Source organism: Cupriavidus sp. SS-3 (assembly GCF_035818815.1).
Taxonomy (GTDB): domain Bacteria; phylum Pseudomonadota; class Gammaproteobacteria; order Burkholderiales; family Burkholderiaceae; genus Cupriavidus; species Cupriavidus taiwanensis_C.
Genome location: NZ_JAYLVT010000006.1, coordinates 274,294 through 290,548 on the forward strand (window position 1 = coordinate 274,294; position 16,255 = coordinate 290,548).

14 protein-coding genes and 1 pseudogene are annotated in these 16,255 nt (G+C 68.6%); 7 read left to right on the top strand and 8 right to left on the bottom strand.

All coding sequences use genetic code 11. The features are described 5' to 3' along the window. Window positions 1-112: 112 nt before the first annotated feature. The 4 genes and pseudogenes from U9J39_RS12395 to U9J39_RS12410 all read right to left on the bottom strand — a co-directional run. The gene (locus U9J39_RS12395) at window positions 113-2,269 is read right to left on the bottom strand and encodes a phosphocholine-specific phospholipase C (RefSeq protein WP_326347160.1); all 2,157 of its coding nucleotides are present in this window, start codon (window positions 2,267-2,269) and stop codon (window positions 113-115) included. A gap of 48 nt (window positions 2,270-2,317) precedes the next feature. After that, window positions 2,318-2,551 (bottom strand): hypothetical protein, encoded by a 234-nt coding sequence (locus U9J39_RS12400; protein ID WP_115683086.1) that lies wholly within the window; start codon window positions 2,549-2,551, stop codon window positions 2,318-2,320. Window positions 2,552-2,651: 100 nt separating this feature from the next. Then, window positions 2,652-4,706 carry a LamG-like jellyroll fold domain-containing protein gene (locus tag U9J39_RS12405; protein ID WP_326347161.1) on the bottom strand — a complete coding sequence of 685 codons (2,055 nt, stop codon included), beginning with the start codon at window positions 4,704-4,706 and terminating at the stop codon, window positions 2,652-2,654. 177 nt (window positions 4,707-4,883) lie between these two features. Then, window positions 4,884-5,191 (bottom strand): annotated as a pseudogene (locus tag U9J39_RS12410) (FCD domain-containing protein); the annotation flags it as partial. Window positions 5,192-5,213: 22 nt separating this feature from the next. Here U9J39_RS12410 and U9J39_RS12415 point away from each other — a divergent pair. Both U9J39_RS12415 and U9J39_RS12420 read left to right on the top strand, forming a co-directional pair. Continuing rightward, the gene (locus U9J39_RS12415; RefSeq protein ID WP_373429565.1) at window positions 5,214-5,636 is read left to right on the top strand and encodes a hypothetical protein; all 423 of its coding nucleotides are present in this window, start codon (window positions 5,214-5,216) and stop codon (window positions 5,634-5,636) included. A 75-nt stretch (window positions 5,637-5,711) separates the two neighbouring features. After that, window positions 5,712-6,476 carry a fumarylacetoacetate hydrolase family protein gene (locus U9J39_RS12420; RefSeq protein ID WP_116314325.1) on the top strand — a complete coding sequence of 255 codons (765 nt, stop codon included), beginning with the start codon at window positions 5,712-5,714 and terminating at the stop codon, window positions 6,474-6,476. A 25-nt stretch (window positions 6,477-6,501) separates the two neighbouring features. Here U9J39_RS12420 and U9J39_RS12425 read toward each other — a convergent pair whose 3' ends face one another. Genes U9J39_RS12425 through U9J39_RS12435 form a run of 3 tightly spaced genes read right to left on the bottom strand, consistent with a single transcriptional unit; the run spans window position 6,502 to window position 9,102 of the window. Beyond that, window positions 6,502-6,657 carry a DUF2474 domain-containing protein gene (locus U9J39_RS12425; protein ID WP_115713389.1) on the bottom strand — a complete coding sequence of 52 codons (156 nt, stop codon included), beginning with the start codon at window positions 6,655-6,657 and terminating at the stop codon, window positions 6,502-6,504. Continuing rightward, window positions 6,657-7,664: a cytochrome d ubiquinol oxidase subunit II gene (gene cydB / locus U9J39_RS12430; RefSeq protein ID WP_326347162.1), complete on the bottom strand. Its 1,008-nt coding sequence runs from the start codon at window positions 7,662-7,664 to the stop codon at window positions 6,657-6,659. Before cydB ends, U9J39_RS12425 begins: the two co-directional genes overlap by 1 nt. 4 nt (window positions 7,665-7,668) lie before the next feature. Further along, the gene (locus tag U9J39_RS12435) at window positions 7,669-9,102 is read right to left on the bottom strand and encodes a cytochrome ubiquinol oxidase subunit I (RefSeq protein ID WP_115713387.1); all 1,434 of its coding nucleotides are present in this window, start codon (window positions 9,100-9,102) and stop codon (window positions 7,669-7,671) included. 408 nt (window positions 9,103-9,510) lie between these two features. On the opposite strand from U9J39_RS12435, the gene U9J39_RS12440 reads away from it, so the two are divergent. Then, the gene (locus tag U9J39_RS12440) at window positions 9,511-10,275 is read left to right on the top strand and encodes a sulfite exporter TauE/SafE family protein (RefSeq protein ID WP_326347163.1); all 765 of its coding nucleotides are present in this window, start codon (window positions 9,511-9,513) and stop codon (window positions 10,273-10,275) included. Here the strand turns inward: U9J39_RS12440 and U9J39_RS12445 are convergent. Further along, a complete protein-coding gene (locus tag U9J39_RS12445) occupies window positions 10,272-11,207 on the bottom strand; it encodes a LysR substrate-binding domain-containing protein (protein ID WP_326347164.1) in 936 nt (311 codons plus the stop codon). The genes U9J39_RS12440 and U9J39_RS12445 overlap by 4 nt on opposite strands. A 143-nt stretch (window positions 11,208-11,350) precedes the next feature. On the opposite strand from U9J39_RS12445, the gene U9J39_RS12450 reads away from it, so the two are divergent. From U9J39_RS12450 to hpaI, 4 genes are read left to right on the top strand one after another with little or no spacing between them, the layout of a single operon-like run. Further along, the gene (locus U9J39_RS12450; RefSeq protein WP_326347165.1) at window positions 11,351-12,355 is read left to right on the top strand and encodes a tripartite tricarboxylate transporter substrate binding protein; all 1,005 of its coding nucleotides are present in this window, start codon (window positions 11,351-11,353) and stop codon (window positions 12,353-12,355) included. Next, entirely contained in the window at window positions 12,355-13,902 is a 1,548-nt protein-coding gene (locus tag U9J39_RS12455; protein WP_326347166.1) for a UxaA family hydrolase, read from the top strand. The genes U9J39_RS12450 and U9J39_RS12455 overlap by 1 nt, the downstream gene beginning before the upstream one ends. Window positions 13,903-13,933: 31 nt before the next feature. Then, window positions 13,934-15,406, top strand: a complete 1,473-nt coding sequence (locus U9J39_RS12460) for an NAD-dependent succinate-semialdehyde dehydrogenase (protein WP_326347167.1) — start codon at window positions 13,934-13,936, stop codon at window positions 15,404-15,406. A 37-nt stretch (window positions 15,407-15,443) separates the two neighbouring features. Continuing rightward, window positions 15,444-16,250: a 4-hydroxy-2-oxoheptanedioate aldolase gene (hpaI, locus tag U9J39_RS12465; protein ID WP_326347168.1), complete on the top strand. Its 807-nt coding sequence runs from the start codon at window positions 15,444-15,446 to the stop codon at window positions 16,248-16,250. Window positions 16,251-16,255 lie beyond the last annotated feature (5 nt).

The following is a 16,255-nucleotide window of genomic DNA, read 5'->3' on the forward strand; positions in this document are numbered from 1 at the left end:
CGACCGCGCAGTCTAGCGGCCCAATATGACAAAACGGCTACGCCCGCCCGGGCCGGTCCGCTTGGGACCGGCCGGGGCGGGGCCTGGCGTTGTGCCGGGTCGACGGGTTGCGTCAGCCGGCCGCACCCATCGCCGGATCCGACACGCCGTCCTTGCCGGTTTCGATGCGCCCGGCAAAGCGGCGCGTAAAGCCGCCTTGCGCGGCGGTGACGGTGAAGTCGTACCAGTTGCCCTGGCGCGCCACCGGCCAGTGCTGCTGCAGCTGCATGCCGGCGGGCACCTCGTAGGTCCACGGGCCGTCCGTGCGATAGGCGTTGGCCTGGACCGTGAACGTGCACGGAGCGCTGCCGGTGTTGATCATGTCCACGTACACCGCGGCGTTGGCGATGTCATAGCAGACCCGGATCTCCGGCGCGCTGGCTCCGGCCGCGGTCACCGCCGCCACGTCGCCGCGGAAGGCGCGGTGGAATCCGTTCGGGCCCAGCACCCACAGGTCGTACTTGCCGCCGTCGCTGGCAAAGACGTCCCAGCTGCCATGCAGCTCCTTGCCGGGCTCGACCATATAGCGGCGCGGCACGCGGTCCAGGTGCAGCCGGTCGTAGACGTGGAACACCGCCGCCGCCGTGCCGGTGTTGCTGAACAGCAGCCACACCGCGCGCTGGTCGCGGGCGTCTTCGCGCGCGCTGACGTGCAGTTCATAGGGCAGGGCGCGCGACGGGCGCGTGCCGGAGTCCTGCTGCGGCATCTGCTGGCTGCCGGCCGGGGGCAGCGGCACCTGCGGCAGAACGCCCTGCGCGGTGCGGATGGCGTCGGCGCTGGCCTTGTCGCGGCTGGGCAAGTCCGGCAGGGGGTTGGTGTTGGGGCTGACGAAATTGAAGGCCGAGGTCAGGTCGCCCGCCACCGCGCGACGGAAGCCGCTGATATTGGGCTCCGCCACGCCGAAGCGCGCTTCCAGGAAGCGCAGCACCGAGGTGTGGTCGAACACCTGCGAGTTGACCCAGCCGCCGCGGCTCCAGGGCGAGACCACGTACATCGGCACGCGCGGGCCGGGGCCGTAGGGGCGCTTGTCGACGTGGTACTCCGGCTTGAGTTGAGCCGGGTCGAGGGTGGTGGCGCCAGCCAGCGTGTCGCCGTCATAGGCCGGCGCGCACGGCGGCGGCAGGTGGTCGAAATAGCCGTCGTTCTCGTCGAAGTTGATCAGCAGCACGGTCTTGCTCCAGACCGCGGGATTGGCGGTCAGGGCGTCGAGCACTTCCTGCGTGTACCAGGCGCCCTGCACCGGGCTGGACGGTCCGGGATGCTCCGAATACGTGGCCGGCGCGACGATCCACGACACCTGCGGCAGCTTGCCCGCGGCGATATCGTCGCGCAGCGCCTGCAGGAAGCCGCCGTCGGGCATGGTGTTGGCCACGCCCTTGAGCAGCGGGCTGACCGCATCATCGGCGCTGGTGTACGGCGGATACGGGCTGCCGTTGGGCTGGTTGCCGCGCGCGGCATTGGCGTCGCGATATTGCTTGAAGCCCGCGAGCGGGTTGTCGGTGAAGTTGTCCGGCATGTTCTGGTAGACCTTCCAGCTCACGCCGGCGGTTTCCAGCCGCTCCGGGTAGGTCTTCCAGGTGTAGGGCGTGTTGGAGCCCGTGAACGAGTCGCCGCTGTTGTCGATCACCGGGCCGCCGAAGTCACCGGCCGCATCGTTGGTGCCGGTCCAGTGGAACAGGCGGTTGGGGTTGGTGCCGCCATGGAAGCTGCAGTGATAGGCGTCGCACAGCGTGAAGGCATTGGCCAGCGCCACCTGGAAATCCAGTTCGGCCTCGGTGTAGAAGCCCATCGACTGCGTCTGCTTGTAGGTGGGCCACTTGTTCATGCGGCCAAGGTCCCATGCGTTCTGCGCGTCCGGATAGGAGTGCGGGGTGCCGCTGACGCGCTGCGCATTGCCGGCGCTGCTGTCCAGGTGGTAGGGCAGCACGGTGCGGGTGGTGCTGCCGTTGGCATAGGTCTGCTGCCAGACGTTCAGGCCGCCCGCCAGCGGGATCGGGAAGCGGTCGCCAAAGCCGCGCACGCCGCGCAGCGTGCCGAAGTAGTTGTCGAACGAGCGGTTCTCCTGCATCAGGATGACCACGTGCTCGACGTCGCGGATGGTGCCGGTGGCGTTGTTGGCCGGGATCGCCAGCGCGCGGCGGATCGACGGCGGGAAGGCCGCCAGCGCGGCGGTGGCGGCGGCGCTGCCGCCGGCGAGCTTGAGGAAGTTGCGTCTGCTTTGGGGGTTCATTGGATTCGTGCCGGATGGTTGCGGGGAGGTAGACAGGCCAGGCCGGATTCAGGGCGCGCAGCGCAGCTGCGGCTTGACGGCCGGGGTCTCGCCAGGCTGGTCGCTGCCGTTCCCCTGGCCGGGGTTGCCGCCGGTGCCGGGCGCGCCGGGGGTGGTCGGCGCCGCGGCCGGAGTGCCGCTGGTGCCTTCGCCGGAGTCGCCGCCGCAGCCGGCGAGCGCCGCGCTCAGCAGCAAGGCGGCCAGCCAGTGCGGCCGGGCCAGGATGGAAGGTCGGAAGGTCATGGTGTCAATCTCCTGCAGGGGGATCGGGGTGTGGAGAGGGTCAAGGCCGGCCGGCACCCCGTTTCCGCCGGGGAAACGGGGCGCTGCCGGATTCGGGGATTCAGGGGTTCAGCGTCGACAGCGGCTGGCGTGCGCCGGTGATGGCCTTCAGCTCGTCGAGCGTCAGCACGCGCGTCCACATCGCCAGGTCGTTCAGGCCCATCACGCCCTTGAGCGCGCCCGGGTTGTTGCCGACGTAGTTGTGGGTGGCATCGTCGTTGACGCCCCAGCCGGTGCCGAGGCCAACCAGCTTGGTCACGTCGGTATTGGCGATCGCCTTGTTCTCGGTCTTCTGCAGGCCCAGCACCGGGTCGACGACATAGGCGCTGAAGCGCTTCGCCGCTGCATCCACCGACAGCGCCAGGTAGGCCCACTGGTTGGCCGATACCTTCATGCCGTTGATGTCGTCGCGCTTGCCGCTGCCGCTGCCCAGGTTGAAGCGGATCTCGCAGCTGCCGAACAGGGCGATGGCGATGCCGGCATTGCCGCCCGAGATGTAGTTCTTGTTCGACAGGATCGGCTCGCCGGTGCCGTTGCCCTGGCTGCAGTCGGTGCGGAACCAGAGGCCGATGGTGAACTGCGGGCTTTGCGCGATATCGGCCGCGTTGTGCTTCAGCAGGTAGCTGTCGATGCGCGAGTCCAGCTGCAGCGACTGGCGGCCGAAGTTGTCGGCGGCGAGCGTGCCGCCGTCGAGGCTTGCCACCCACGGGCCCAGCGTGGCCGCGTTCCTTGCGTCGGCGAACGGCTTGCTGTCGAGGCTGAAATACGACGCCAGGCCAGTGAGCAACGACGGCATCAGCGTGACGGGTTTGACGTAGTGGATCTGCGCCAGGTACGACACCGGCACGTCGTTGCGCACCAGCGTGTAGTTGAACTGGTACAGGCCCGTGGGCATGTCGAAGGCCTTGTCGGTGAAGGTCCGCACCTCGGGTCCCAGCGCGGCGATCTGCACGCCGTCACGCAGCACGCGCGTGACGCCGTAGGCCGGGCTCGGATTCTGCCAGCTCAGCGTGATGGCGTCGTTGTACTGGCTGATGCTGGCGCCGACGGCGCGCACACCCGCTGTGCTGGTGGTCAGCGCGGAGCCGTCGAGGCGCGTTGCCGCGGGGTCGAGCGCGACGCCGGCGTGTGCCAGCACGGTCGGGACGATATCGGCTTCGGTCGGCAGCGCGGACAGGTCCGCCGGGGTGTCGGGGGCCGGGGCGCCGGGCCGGGCCAGCGCGCTGTTCAGGCTCTTGTTGGTGGCGAGGAACGCGGTGCGGTTCTCCACGGTCGGCACCGTGGTGGTGGCGCCGGTGGCATCCAGGCCGTGGCTGGTGGTGACCAGCACCAGCCAGTCCTCGCCCGGCTGCGCCTGGCGCCGCGCGGCCACGGCGGCGAGCAGTTCGCCCAGCGCCTGGTCGGTCTCGCCGAGCGCCGTGGCATAGGCGCCGTTGCCGAAGCCGCTGGCTTGCGCGGCCTGTGCCGGGGCGCTGTACTGCGCGAACACCACGCCATAGCCGGATTGCACCTGGCGCACGGCATTCTGCGTGACGCAGCGGTCGACGTCCGCGCAATCGACCAGCGTATCGAGCACGCCGGCTTCCTGGTCGGTCTTGAGCAGCACGGGCAGTGCCGGCGCACTGACCACCGCGCCTTGCTGCCCGCCGGCTTTGCCGGCTGCGCGCAGGTAGTGGAATACGGTCGGCGCGCGCAGTGCGGTGCTGCCGGTGTCGTCGTCGATGCCATGGCGGTTGGCCCAGGCGCCGGTCAGCACCGTGGCCCAGCTGGGCGCGTCGAGCGTGGGCTGGGCCGTAATGGTGCCGGGCATGCCGCCGGTGGCGGTCGGCACCAGGTTCAGGCTGGCCAGGTTGGGCAGCTCGCGCCGCAATACCGCGCCTTGCACCTGCGCATACGTGGCGCCGTCGACGCCGACCAGCAGCACGCGCGGGCCGCTGGCGCGGTCAGGCGCCGGAGCAGGCTTGCTGGTGTCGGTATCGTTGGGCGCGCCGGACGGCGCGCTGTCTTCGCCGCCGCAGCCTGCCAGCGTCGCGGCCAGCATGACTGCAACGGTGCCGGCCAGCGCACGCGCGCGCCCCATTCCCGCCAGCCAGCCCGGTGCAAGGTTTCCTGCCATCGTTCATTCCCCTGTTCATCTGCGTTGTTGTGCGCCGGCGGCAATGGCCGCGCGGTGGATTGCGTGTGCCGCAATGCGCTCGCAGAGTAAGAAGCGGGGTTGTCACCGTGGTGACAGCGGGGCAAAGAATGCTGATGGGGCTATTCGGATTCTTGAGGCGGTGCTGGCAAGTGCGGGCTAGGCCTGCGGCGTGCCGCCGGCTTCGTCGCCCACGCCAGCCTGCATCAACAGCACGGCGTCGCGCTTGTCCAGCAGGTGCTGGCGCAGGATATCGGCCATGCGCTTGCCGTCGCGGGCTTCGAGTGCCGCCAGCATCTCTTCATGGTCATGGATGGCGCTGTCCCATTTGGGCTTGCGGTAGTTGGAGCGAAAGCGCAGCGCCTGCAGCCGCCGGTTCACCGACAGGAGGTCTGGCGCTGCGCCGCATTGCGCGCCGCCAGGTTGATGCGGTCATGGATCTGGTGGTTCAGGCGGTAGTAGGGCGGTTATCACATCCCGCGCAAGCGGGTGCTGACCGTCGGCGCGGGCCTGGCCTGCGCCGCAGGGCTGTGCTTCGGTTTCCTGACGTATAACGTGGCGCTGGTGCTGCTGTTCGGCGCGGCCTTTACGTTCTGCGTGGTGTTGCTGAATACCTCGATCTGGATCTTCGCGCCGGAACAGTATCCTACCCATGTGCGCGCGTTCGGCACCTCGCTGATCCTGGCGCTTGGCACGCTGGCGGGGGCCCTGACGCCGCTGGTCAGCGGGCGCGTGTTCGAGACCTACGGCGTCGGCGGCATGTTCAGCATGCTGGCGGCCATGTATGGCGTGTTTGCGCTGGCGGTGCAGTTCGCGCCGGAAACCTTCGGCCGCGCCATGGGCGAGACCGACGATGACGCGGATGGCCAGCGCGAGGTCCGCGCCGAGACGGCCAACGCCAGCGCTTCCTGAAGCCTGCTGCACCCGCCAGTGTGCGGGCGCGGCTTGCCAGGCAATATTCTTGATCCAAAAGGAATCACCCAAGTCATGACAACCACCGATATCGACCGCGTCGCCCAGGCCTTGCTCAGCGGGCGGCGCGAACACCGCTGCGCCGATGCGCAAGCATTCGCCACGGCGCTCGCGAACGCCGAGCAGGCCTACGCGGTGCAGGCCATCGTCGCGCAGTCACTGGGCTGGCAAGCGCCCGGCGCCGCGTACTGGAAATCCGGCGGCCCCTCGCGCGAAGCCACGCTGACCCATGCGCGTCTGCCGGCGGCCGGGGTCTGGAACAGCCCAGCCAACGCCGGCGAGTGGCCCTTTACATGGCGCGGCATCGAGGCGGAGATCGCGCTGCGGCTGAGGCAGGGCGTGGACGCGGCGCAAGCCGCCAGCCTTGACTACGCGGGTGCGGCTGCACTGGTCGAGGCGATGGCGGTGTCCATCGAGATCGTCGATTCGCGCTGGCAGCAGTACATGAAGGCACCCGCCTTGCTGAAGCTGGCGGATCTGCAGGCGCATGGCGCATTGGTACTGGGGGCGTGGCGCGACTATGCCGCGCGCGACTGGGCCAGCCAGCGCTGCCTGGTGCAGATCGGCACGCAGACCTTCGAGCGCCGCGGCACCCATGCGCTGGGCGATCCGGCCTACGGACTGGCTGAATGGCTGCGCCATGCCACGCGCGACGGGGCCCGCGTCGAGGCCGGCACGGTGGTCACTACCGGCACCTGGGTCGGCATCCTCGATGCTGCTGCCGGCGACCTGGTGACGGTGGCGTTCGATGGCATCGGCGAGGCTTCGGTCCAGCTCTGAGGCCCATTCAGCGGTGCGCGGGGCGTCAGCTGTGGAAGCCGACGCCTCGCATGATCAGCCGCAGCACCCACGCGGCCACGCCCAGCGCTGCCACGCTCGCGGCCCAGATCAGCACCAGCCAGCCGACGCGGCGCAGCCAGGTGCCGGTGCGGGTGCCGCTGTCCGTGTGCGGCGCGCCCATCAGTGATAGCCCTCGCCGTGGCGGACCTTGCCGCGGAACACGTAGTAGGCCCACACCGTGTACATCAGGATGAAGGGCACGATGAAGAGCGCGCCCACCAGCGCGAAGCCCTGGCTTTGCGGCGGGCCCGCGGCCTCCCAGATCGAGATCCCCGGCGGGATGATATTGGGCCAGACGCTGATCGCCAGCCCGCTGTAGCCCAGGAACACCAGGCCCAGCGCATACAGGAAGGGCGAGATATCGGGCTCGCGCCGCAGCGCGCGCATCAGCATGACCATGCACAGCGCCACCAGGATCGGCACCGGCGAGAACCAGAACAGGTTGGGCAGGCTGAACCAGCGCTCCGCAATCTCGGGATGGGTCAGCGGCGTCCACAGGCTGATCACGGCGATCACCGCCAGCAGCAGCCACGCCAGCGTGCCGGTCAGGCGGATCATGCGCTGCTGCAGGTCGCCCTCGGTCTTCATGATCATCCAGGTGCTGCCCAACACGGTATAGGCCACGATCAGGCCCACGCCGCAGAACAGCGGGAACGGTGCCAGCCAGTCGAGCGGGCCGCCGGCAAAGCGGTGGCCCTCCAGCTTGATGCCGTCGATATAGGCGCCCAGCGCCACGCCCTGGAAGAACGTGGCGGTGGCCGAGCCGAGGATGAAGGCGGCGTCCCACACCGGGCGCTCGCGGTCATTGGCCTTGAAGCGGAACTCGAACGCCACGCCGCGGAAGATCAGGCCCAGCAGCATCAGCATCAACGGCAGGTAGAGCGCGCTCAGCACCACCGAATACGCCAGCGGGAACGCGGCCAGCAGCCCCGCGCCGCCCAGTACCAGCCAGGTTTCGTTGCCGTCCCAGACCGGCGCGACGGTGTTCATCATCACGTCGCGGTCATGCCGGTCGGGCACGAACGGGTACAGCATGCCGATGCCCAGGTCGAAGCCGTCCATCACCACGTACATCATCACGCCGAAGAAAATGATGACGATCCAGAGAAGCGAGAGATCGATGCCCATGGTGTCAGCTCCGGGTGCTTGCGGTGGGGGTGGGGGCGAGCACTTCATCGTCATCCACGGCCGACAGGGGGCGTGCCGGCGTATGCTCGCGGCCAGGGCCGCCATGCGGCTTGGGCTCTTCCAGCAGCGGGCCCTTGCGCACCAGCCGCATCATGTAGGCGATGCCGACGCCGAACACGAAGAAGTACGCAACCACGAAGATCGCCAGCGTGGTCGCCAGCTCCGGCACGCCGTGCGGCGACACCGCATCCGCGGTGCGCTGCAGCCCGTACACCACCCACGGCTGGCGGCCGATCTCGGTGGTGTACCAGCCGGCCAGGATGGCGATCACGCCTGCGGGCCCCATCCACAAGGCCATATGCAGGAACGGACGTACGCGGTAGATACGGTCTCGGCGCCGCAATATCAGGCTCCATACGCCCAGCAGGATCATCAGCAGCCCCAGGCCCACCATCACCCGGAACGACCAGAACAGGATCGTGGCATTGGGCCGGTCCTCCGGCGCGAACTCCTTCAGGCCCTGGATCTGCCCGTCCCAGCTGTGGGTCAGGATCAGGCTGCCCAGATGCGGCACTTCGACCGCAAATCGCGTTTCCTCGCGCGCCATGTCAGGCCAGCCGAACAGCAGCAGCGGCAGGGCCTCGTTGCCCTTGTTTTCCCAATGCCCCTCCAGCGCGGCAATCTTGGCGGGCTGGTGCTTGAGCGTATTGAGGCCGTGGAAGTCGCCGATCACCGCCTGGATCGGTGCAACGATCAGCAGCATCCACATCGCCATCGACAGCATCTTGCGGATGGCCGGATTGTCCCGCCCGCGCAGCAGGTGCCAGGCCGCGGACGCGCCGACGAACAGCGCCGTGGCCAGGAACGCCGCCACGCTCATATGCGCCAGGCGGTACGGGAACGACGGATTGAAGATGACGGCGAACCAGTCGGTGGGCACCACGCGGCCGTCGATGATCTCGAAGCCCGCCGGCGTCTGCATCCAGCTGTTGGAGGCCAGGATCCACGTGGCCGAGATCAGCGTGCCCAGCGCCACCATCACCGTGGAAAAGAAATGCAGCCCCGGGCCGACCCGGTTCCAGCCAAACAGCATCACGCCGAGGAAGCCCGCTTCCAGAAAGAAGGCGGTCAGCACTTCATAGGTCAGCAGCGGTCCGGTAATGCTGCCGGCAAACTCGGAGAAGAAGCTCCAGTTGGTGCCGAACTGGTAGGCCATCACCAGGCCAGACACCACCCCCATGCCGAAGTTGACGGCAAAGATCTTGGACCAGAAGTGGTAGAGGTCGCGGTACAGCGGCCGTTGCGTGCGCAGCCAGCAGCCCTCGAGCACCGCCAGGTAGGCGGCCAGGCCAATGGTGATCGCGGGAAAGACGATGTGGAAGGAAATGGTGAAGCCAAACTGGATGCGGGCGAGGTCGAGCGCGGTCAAACCAAACATGTCGTGTTCTCCGTGGCGCTGGCCTGGCGCATGCCCTGGACGGATGCGGACCGCCTTGGAGAGTCCCTGGCAGTTCGACCCGTGGGCAGGAGCGCGCCGGGGGCGCGGGGGCGCAGGCGCGTGCGGTAAGCGTAGTGTACGCCGCGCGCGCAGCAAAGGGCAGCGTCAGGCCCGGTGGCAGCCGGGCGACATATCGCCGCACCTTCGGGGCGCGCGACCGTCGTGGCGCCGCGCTGGCCATTGCCGATGCACAGATCGTAGCGGACCCACGGCAGGCGGAACAGAATCAAGTCCGGGGAAAAACACCGTATCAGATTGGCGCGTTGCAACAGGGATGAGGGCTGACAACGCGGGCAGGGAAGTGCATAGTTATGCGCCCTGCATCGTCCGCCTCTAGCGTCCTTCCCAGTGCCCTTCGATTCCACCTTGCTAATCGTCATTGCCGGCGCCGCCGTGGCCGGTTTCGTCCAGGGCCTGTCCGGCTTTGCCTTCGGCATGGTGGCGATGTCGTTCTGGGCCTGGGCCATCGAGCCGCGGCTGGCTGCGGCGATGACGGTGTTCGGTGCGCTCACGGGTCAGTTGCTGGCGGCCGCGTCGGTGCGGCGCGGCCTGTCGTGGCGGCGCCTGTGGCCGTTCGTTGCCGGCGGCGTGGCCGGCATCCCGCTGGGCGTGGCGGTGCTGCCGCTGCTCGATGCGCAGTGGTTCAAGGCGGTGCTGGGTGCCTTCCTGACGCTGTGGTGCCCGGTGATGCTGATGGCGCGGCGGCTGCCGCATATCGGCGTGGGCGGGCGCGTGGCCGACGGCATGGCCGGCGCCGCTGGCGGCGTGATGGGCGGCATCGGCGGCTTTACCGGCGTGATTCCCACGCTGTGGTGCACGCTGCGCGGCTTCGACAAGGACGAGCAGCGCGCCGTGATCCAGAACTTCAACCTCGCCACGCTGGCCATGACCATGGCCGCCTATGTCGGCAAGGGCATCGTCACGCGCGACATGCTGCCCATGTTCCTGGTGGTGGCGCCGGCGATGCTGGTGCCCACGCTGCTGGGCACCCGGCTTTACCTTGGTATCAGCGAGGCTACGTTCCGCAAGATCGTGCTGTCGCTGCTGACCGTGTCGGGCGTGGCGCTGCTGGTTACTTCGGTGCCGGTGCTGGTGGCGCGTGGTGGGGGCTAGGGCTTCGCCGGAGCCGCCTGGCGCAGGCACGCCACCAACTGGTCGGTGCCGATCGATGGCGCGCGTTCGCGCAACGTGATGATGCCCACCGGTGGCAGGTCGACCGGCACCTCCATCTTCAGTACCTGCAGCCGGCCTTCCTCCTGCATCGCCATGGCGACCGATGCGGCCATGAAGGCGGCGGCCCCGCGCTGGTCGATGAAGGTGGCCTGGGCCAGGTACGAGGAGGTCTCAATCACGTCCTGCGGCGGATGCAGGCCGTGGCGGAAGAAGGCTTGCTCGATCTTCACCCGCAACGAGGCCCACGGCGGCGGCAGCACGCACGGCATCGCGGCGAGATCGGCCCAGCCTGGCCGTGTCTTGCGTGCCAGCTCGTGGCCGCGCCGCACCACGACCACCATGCGCTCTTCATAAAGCGCTTCGGTCAGCAGGTCCGGCGCGGCATAGCCGGGCTCCAGCCGGCCCACGATCAGGTCCAGCTCGCGCAGGCGCAGCTTGGGCAGCAAGTGGGTCAGGTCGCCTTCCTCGACCAGCACGGTGGCATGCGCGTGGCGCTGCTTGAGCGCGCCTACCGCCTGCGCCAGCAGCACCGGCAGTGCCGCACCCATCGAGCCCACGCGGATGCGCCCGGAAGCGCCGCTCTGTACCGCGGCAATCTCGTCGCGCGTCTGTTCGTACTGCGCCAGCACCGAGCGCGCAAAGCGCACCAGCGATTCGCCGGCGGGCGTGGGCTCGGTGCCGCGGGTGGAGCGGGTGAACAGCGTCAGCCCCAGCATCTTCTCGACCTCGGTCAGCACCTTGGACACCGCTGGCTGGCTCACCGACAGGAACTCCGCGGTGCGCCCGAGATGGCGGAACTCGTCGAGCGCCACCAGCAGTTGCAGGTGACGCAGCTTGATATTGGAGCGCAACGCGCGGTCGATCTGTACCATGCCCGCAGTCTAGCTAACCAGAAGGTTATGAAGCAATGCCAATTTGCGATTGGATTGTTATGCTGGGCGCCGACAGAATGCGGGCATGACGAGGCCGGCAGCGCCGGCCGCGCCGATAATCAAAACATCGGAGACACCCGCAAATGACTCAAGCATTCCCCATCGATGCCAAGCGCCGCCGCCTGCTCATCGGAGCCGCCGCGGGTGCCGCCGGCGTACTGTTGCCCGCCACGCGCGCGTTGGCCGACCAGTACCCCGAGCGTCCCATCACCTTTATCTGCCCGTGGCCGGTCGGCGGTACCGCCGACCAGTCGATGCGCGCGCTGTGCCAGGTGGCCGGCGGCATCCTCAAGCAGTCGATCGTGGTGGAGAACCGCGCTGGCGCGTCCGGCATGATCGGCACCAAGGCGCTGGCGCGCGCCAATCCGGACGGCTATACCATCGGCCAGATCCCGATCTCGGTCACCCGGTTCTCCCAGCTCGGCATGCTGCAGCTGGACCCGCGCACCGAGCTGACCTATCTGGCACGCACCTCGGGTCAGACCTTCGGCATCGCGGTGCCGGCCAACTCGCGCTACAAGACGCTGCAGGATGTGGTTGCCGCTGCCAAGGCCACCCCCGGCAAGATCACCTATGCGCACGCCGGCATCGGCGGCGCCACCCATGTCGGCATGGAGCAGTTCGCGCTGGCCGCGGGCATCCAGTTCAATGCCATCGCCTACAAGGGCGGCGCGGCCGCGTTGCAGGACGTGCTGGCCGGGCAGGTGGAGCTGCTGGCCGATTCCAGCTCATGGGCGCCACACGTCGAAGCCGGAAAGCTGCGGTTGCTGGCGACCTGGGGCGAACAGCGCGCGACCCGCTTCAAGGACACGCCCACGCTCAAGGAGCTGGGCTACAACGTGGTGGTGGAAGCCCCCAACGGCATCGGCGCGCCCAAGGGCCTGCCGCCTGCCGTCGAGAAAAAGCTACGCGACGCCTTCCGCGCCGCGGTCGCCAGCAATGAGTTCAGGCAGGTCGCGGCGCGGCTGGACGCGCCCGTGATGTACCTGGATGGGCCCGACTACAAGAAGTACGTCGCCAGCGTCTATGAACAGGAAACCCAGCTGATCCAGCGCCTCAAGCTGAAAGAACTGCTGCAGCAAAGCTGATGGCCCGAGAAGCCCAAGACCCAGTGAACTCCAATCCCGTCATCCGGCTGCACCCGAACGATAACGTGCTGGTCGCACGCAGCGACCTCGGCCTGGGCCAGCAGCTGGCCGATCCCGCCATGCGCGTGCGCGCGCAGGTGCCGGCCGGCCACAAGATCGCCGCCTGCGCCATCGCGGCCGGCACGCCGGTGCGCAAGTTCGACACCGTCATCGGCGTGGCCGCGCGCGATATCGCGCCGGGCGACCACGTGCATGCGCACAACCTGACGCTGGTCGACTTCTATCGCGATCCGGCTTTCTGCCAGGACGTGCGACCGGTCGACTACGTGCCGCAGGCGCAGCGCGCCACCTTCAACGGCTTTGTGCGCGCGGATGGCCGCGTCGGCACGCGCAACTTCATCGGCATCCTGTCGTCGGTCAATTGCTCGTCCACCGTGATCCGCCAGATTGCGGCGTATTTTACGCCGCAGCGGCTGGCCGATTTCCCGAATGTCGATGGCGTGGTCGCCTTTGCGCAGACCAGCGGCTGCGGCATGTCGTCGCCCAGCGAGCATTTCGACGTGTTGCGCCGCACGCTGGCCGGCTATGCGCGCCATCCCAACCTTGCCGGCGTGCTGATCGTGGGGCTGGGCTGCGAGCGCAACCAGGTGGACTCGCTGGTGGCATCGCAAGGCCTGGAGCCGGGGCCCGCGGTGCATACGCTGGTAATGCAGGATACCGGCGGCACGCGCGCCACCATCGCGGCCGGCATCCGCGCCATCGAATCGATGCTGCCGGCGGCCAACGCCGCGGTGCGCCAGCCCGTGCCCGCCAGCCACCTGAAGATAGGGCTGGAGTGCGGCGGTTCGGATGGTTTTTCCGGGATCAGCGCCAACCCCGCGCTGGGTGCGGCCATGGATATCCTGGTGCGCCATGGCGGCACCGCGATCCTGTCCGAGACCCCGGAGATCCACGGCGTGGAATTCATGCTGACGCGCCGCGCGGTCACGCCGGAAGTCGGCCAGAAACTGCTGGACCGGCTTGCCTGGTGGGAGCGCTACACGGCGGGCCATAACGCGCAGTTCAACGGCGTGGTCGGCCACGGCAACCAGCAGGGCGGCCTGGCCAATATCTTCGAGAAGTCGCTGGGCTCGGCCATGAAGGGCGGCACCACGCCGCTGCAGGCGGTCTATGAGTATGCCGAGCCGATCGACCGGGCCGGCTTTGTCTTCATGGATTCGCCCGGCTATGACCCGGTCGCCGTTACTGGCCAGATCGCCAGCGGCGCCAACCTGATCTGCTTTACCACCGGGCGCGGCTCGATGTTCGGCTCCAAGCCGGCGCCGACGATCAAGCTGGCCTCGAATTCCGCGATGTACCACCGGCTAGAAGAAGACATGGACATCAACTGCGGCCTGGTGCTCGACGGCGAACTGAGCGTGCCGCAGATGGGCCAGCGGATCTTCGAACACATCCTGCGCGCTGCCTCGGGCGAGCCGACCAAGAGCGAGCTGCTCGGCCTTGGCGACAACGAGTTCGTGCCCTGGCACCTCGGCATCGTCAGTTGAGCGCGCCACCAATCTCTTTCCACAGACATCGATGCTGAAGCTTTCCGAGCCCGCGCTGCTGCGCAGCCAGAACCTGATCGACGGCCAGTGGCGCGATGCCGGCCTGCGCGCGCGCCTTGCCGTGACCGATCCGGCCACTGCGGAGGCCTTTGCCAACGTGGCCGACAGCGATGCCGGCGACGCCCGCCTTGCCGCCGACGCCGCGGCGGCGGCGTTCCCGGCATGGAGCCGCCGGCCCGCGCGCGAACGCGCGCAATTGCTCAAGCGCTGGCATGCGCTGATCCTTGACCACCAGGAAGACCTGGCGCGCATCATTTCGACCGAACAGGGCAAGCCGCTGAAGGAGGCGCGCGGCGAGGTGCAGTACGGCGCCTCGTACGTGGAGTGGTTTGCCGAGGAAGCCACGCGCATCTGCGGCGACATCGTCGCCGAGGCCGTGCCGGGCCGCAAGCTGCTGGTGCTGAAGGAGCCGGTAGGCGTGGTCGCGGCCATCACGCCATGGAACTTCCCGCTGGCGATGATCGCCCGCAAGATCGCGCCCGCGCTGGCAGCCGGCTGCACGGTCGTGGCCAAGCCCGCGGAAGACACGCCGCTGACGGCGCTGGCGCTGGCGTGGCTGGCGCAGCAGGCCGGCGTGCCGGCGGGCGTGATCAACATCGTCACGGCCTCGCGCGAGCACACGCCCGGCGTGGTCGACGCCTGGCTGGCAGACAGCCGCGTGCGCAAGGTCACGTTCACCGGCTCCACGCCGGTCGGCAAGCACCTGGCGCGCGAATCCGCGGCGACGCTGAAGAAGCTCTCGCTGGAACTGGGCGGCAACGCGCCGTTCATCGTCTTCGACGATGCCGACCTCGATGCCGCGGTCGATGGCCTGATGGCATCCAAGTTCCGCAATGGCGGGCAGACCTGCGTGTGCCCGAACCGCGTCTACGTGCATGATGCCGTGCACGACGCCTTCGTCGAACGCCTGGCGCAGCGCGTCGGCGCGCTCCATGTCGGCCCCGCCACCGAGGACGCCGCACAGATCGGCCCGATGATCAATGCGCGCGCCGTCGACAAGATTGCGCGCCATGTCGAGGACGCGGTCGCCAGGGGCGCGCGCGTGGTCACCGGCGGCAAGCGCGTGCGCAGCGCCGACGGCCCGCACTACTACGCGCCGACGGTGCTGGTCGATGCCACGCCGGCAATGGAACTGTCGTGCGAAGAGACCTTCGGCCCGGTCGCACCGATCTTCCGCTTCCGCGACGAAGCCGAGGTGATCCGCGACGCCAACGACACCCCTTTCGGCCTGGCCGCCTATTTCTACTCCAGCGACATCCGCCGCATCTGGCGCGTGGCGCAGGCGCTGGAGACCGGCATGGTCGGCATCAACGAAGGCGCGATCGCGGCCGAGGCGGCGCCGTTCGGCGGCGTCAAGGAATCCGGCTACGGGCGCGAGGGCTCGCGCCACGGGCTGGACGACTACATGCATACCAAGTACCTTTGCCAGGGCCTGCTAGGCTGAAGCGCCCGGCGCATCCTCTTCGCACCAGGAAATCCCCATGCCCGCAAACAATCCTTTCAAGACCGCACTGGCCGCGCGCCAGGCGCAGATCGGCCTGTGGCTGTCGATGGCGACACCGTACCTGGCCGAAGTCTCGGCCACCGCAGGCTTTGACTGGCTGCTGATCGACGGCGAGCACGCGCCCAACGACCTGCGCTCGACGCTGCACGCGCTGCAGGCCGTGGCGGCGTATCCGGTCCAGCCCGTGGTGCGCGCCGTGGCCGGCGAAGTGCCGCTGATCAAGCAGCTGCTGGATATCGGCGCGCGCAGCCTGCTGGTGCCGATGGTGGATACCGCGGAGCAGGCGCGCGCGCTGGTCAGTGCCACGCGCTACCCGCCCAATGGCATCCGCGGCGTGGGCAGCGCCATTGCGCGCGCATCGCAGTGGAGCGCGCGCAGCAACTACCTCGATGTGGCCGACGACGAAATCTGCCTGCTGGTGCAGGCCGAAACCGTCACCGCGCTGCAGAACCTGGAAGCGATCTGCGCGGTGGACGGCGTCGACGGCGTCTTCATCGGGCCGGCCGACCTGGCTGCCTCGATGGGCCACCGCGGCCGCCCCGGCCATGCCGACGTGCAGGCCGCCATCGAAGGCGCAATGCGCACCATCATCGCCAGCGGCAAGGCCGCCGGTACGCTGACGTCAGACCCGGTGCTCGCGCGCCGCTACCTCGACCTGGGCTGCACCTTCGTGGCCACGGGCGTGGACGTGGTGTTGTACGCCAATGCCGCGCGCAAGCTTGCCGCTTCATTCCGCGAGCCGCAGGCGGACGCTGCTGCCAGCAAGCCTTCCGCCGCGTACTGACCCGA

Bases quoted from the DNA above. Each gene is read 5' to 3' on its own strand.
- U9J39_RS12395 (WP_326347160.1), bottom strand. From the start codon at position 2,269: ATGAACCCCCAAAGCAGACGCAACTTCCTCAAGCTCGCCGGCGGCAGC.
- U9J39_RS12400 (WP_115683086.1), bottom strand. From the start codon at position 2,551: ATGACCTTCCGACCTTCCATCCTGGCCCGGCCGCACTGGCTGGCCGCC.
- U9J39_RS12405 (WP_326347161.1), bottom strand. From the start codon at position 4,706: ATGGCAGGAAACCTTGCACCGGGCTGGCTGGCGGGAATGGGGCGCGCG.
- U9J39_RS12420 (WP_116314325.1), top strand. From the start codon at position 5,712: ATGACAACCACCGATATCGACCGCGTCGCCCAGGCCTTGCTCAGCGGG.
- U9J39_RS12425 (WP_115713389.1), bottom strand. From the start codon at position 6,657: ATGGGCGCGCCGCACACGGACAGCGGCACCCGCACCGGCACCTGGCTG.
- cydB (WP_326347162.1), bottom strand. From the start codon at position 7,664: ATGGGCATCGATCTCTCGCTTCTCTGGATCGTCATCATTTTCTTCGGC.
- U9J39_RS12435 (WP_115713387.1), bottom strand. From the start codon at position 9,102: ATGTTTGGTTTGACCGCGCTCGACCTCGCCCGCATCCAGTTTGGCTTC.
- U9J39_RS12445 (WP_326347164.1), bottom strand. From the start codon at position 11,207: ATGGTACAGATCGACCGCGCGTTGCGCTCCAATATCAAGCTGCGTCAC.
- U9J39_RS12450 (WP_326347165.1), top strand. From the start codon at position 11,351: ATGACTCAAGCATTCCCCATCGATGCCAAGCGCCGCCGCCTGCTCATC.
- U9J39_RS12455 (WP_326347166.1), top strand. From the start codon at position 12,355: ATGGCCCGAGAAGCCCAAGACCCAGTGAACTCCAATCCCGTCATCCGG.
- U9J39_RS12460 (WP_326347167.1), top strand. From the start codon at position 13,934: ATGCTGAAGCTTTCCGAGCCCGCGCTGCTGCGCAGCCAGAACCTGATC.
- hpaI (WP_326347168.1), top strand. From the start codon at position 15,444: ATGCCCGCAAACAATCCTTTCAAGACCGCACTGGCCGCGCGCCAGGCG.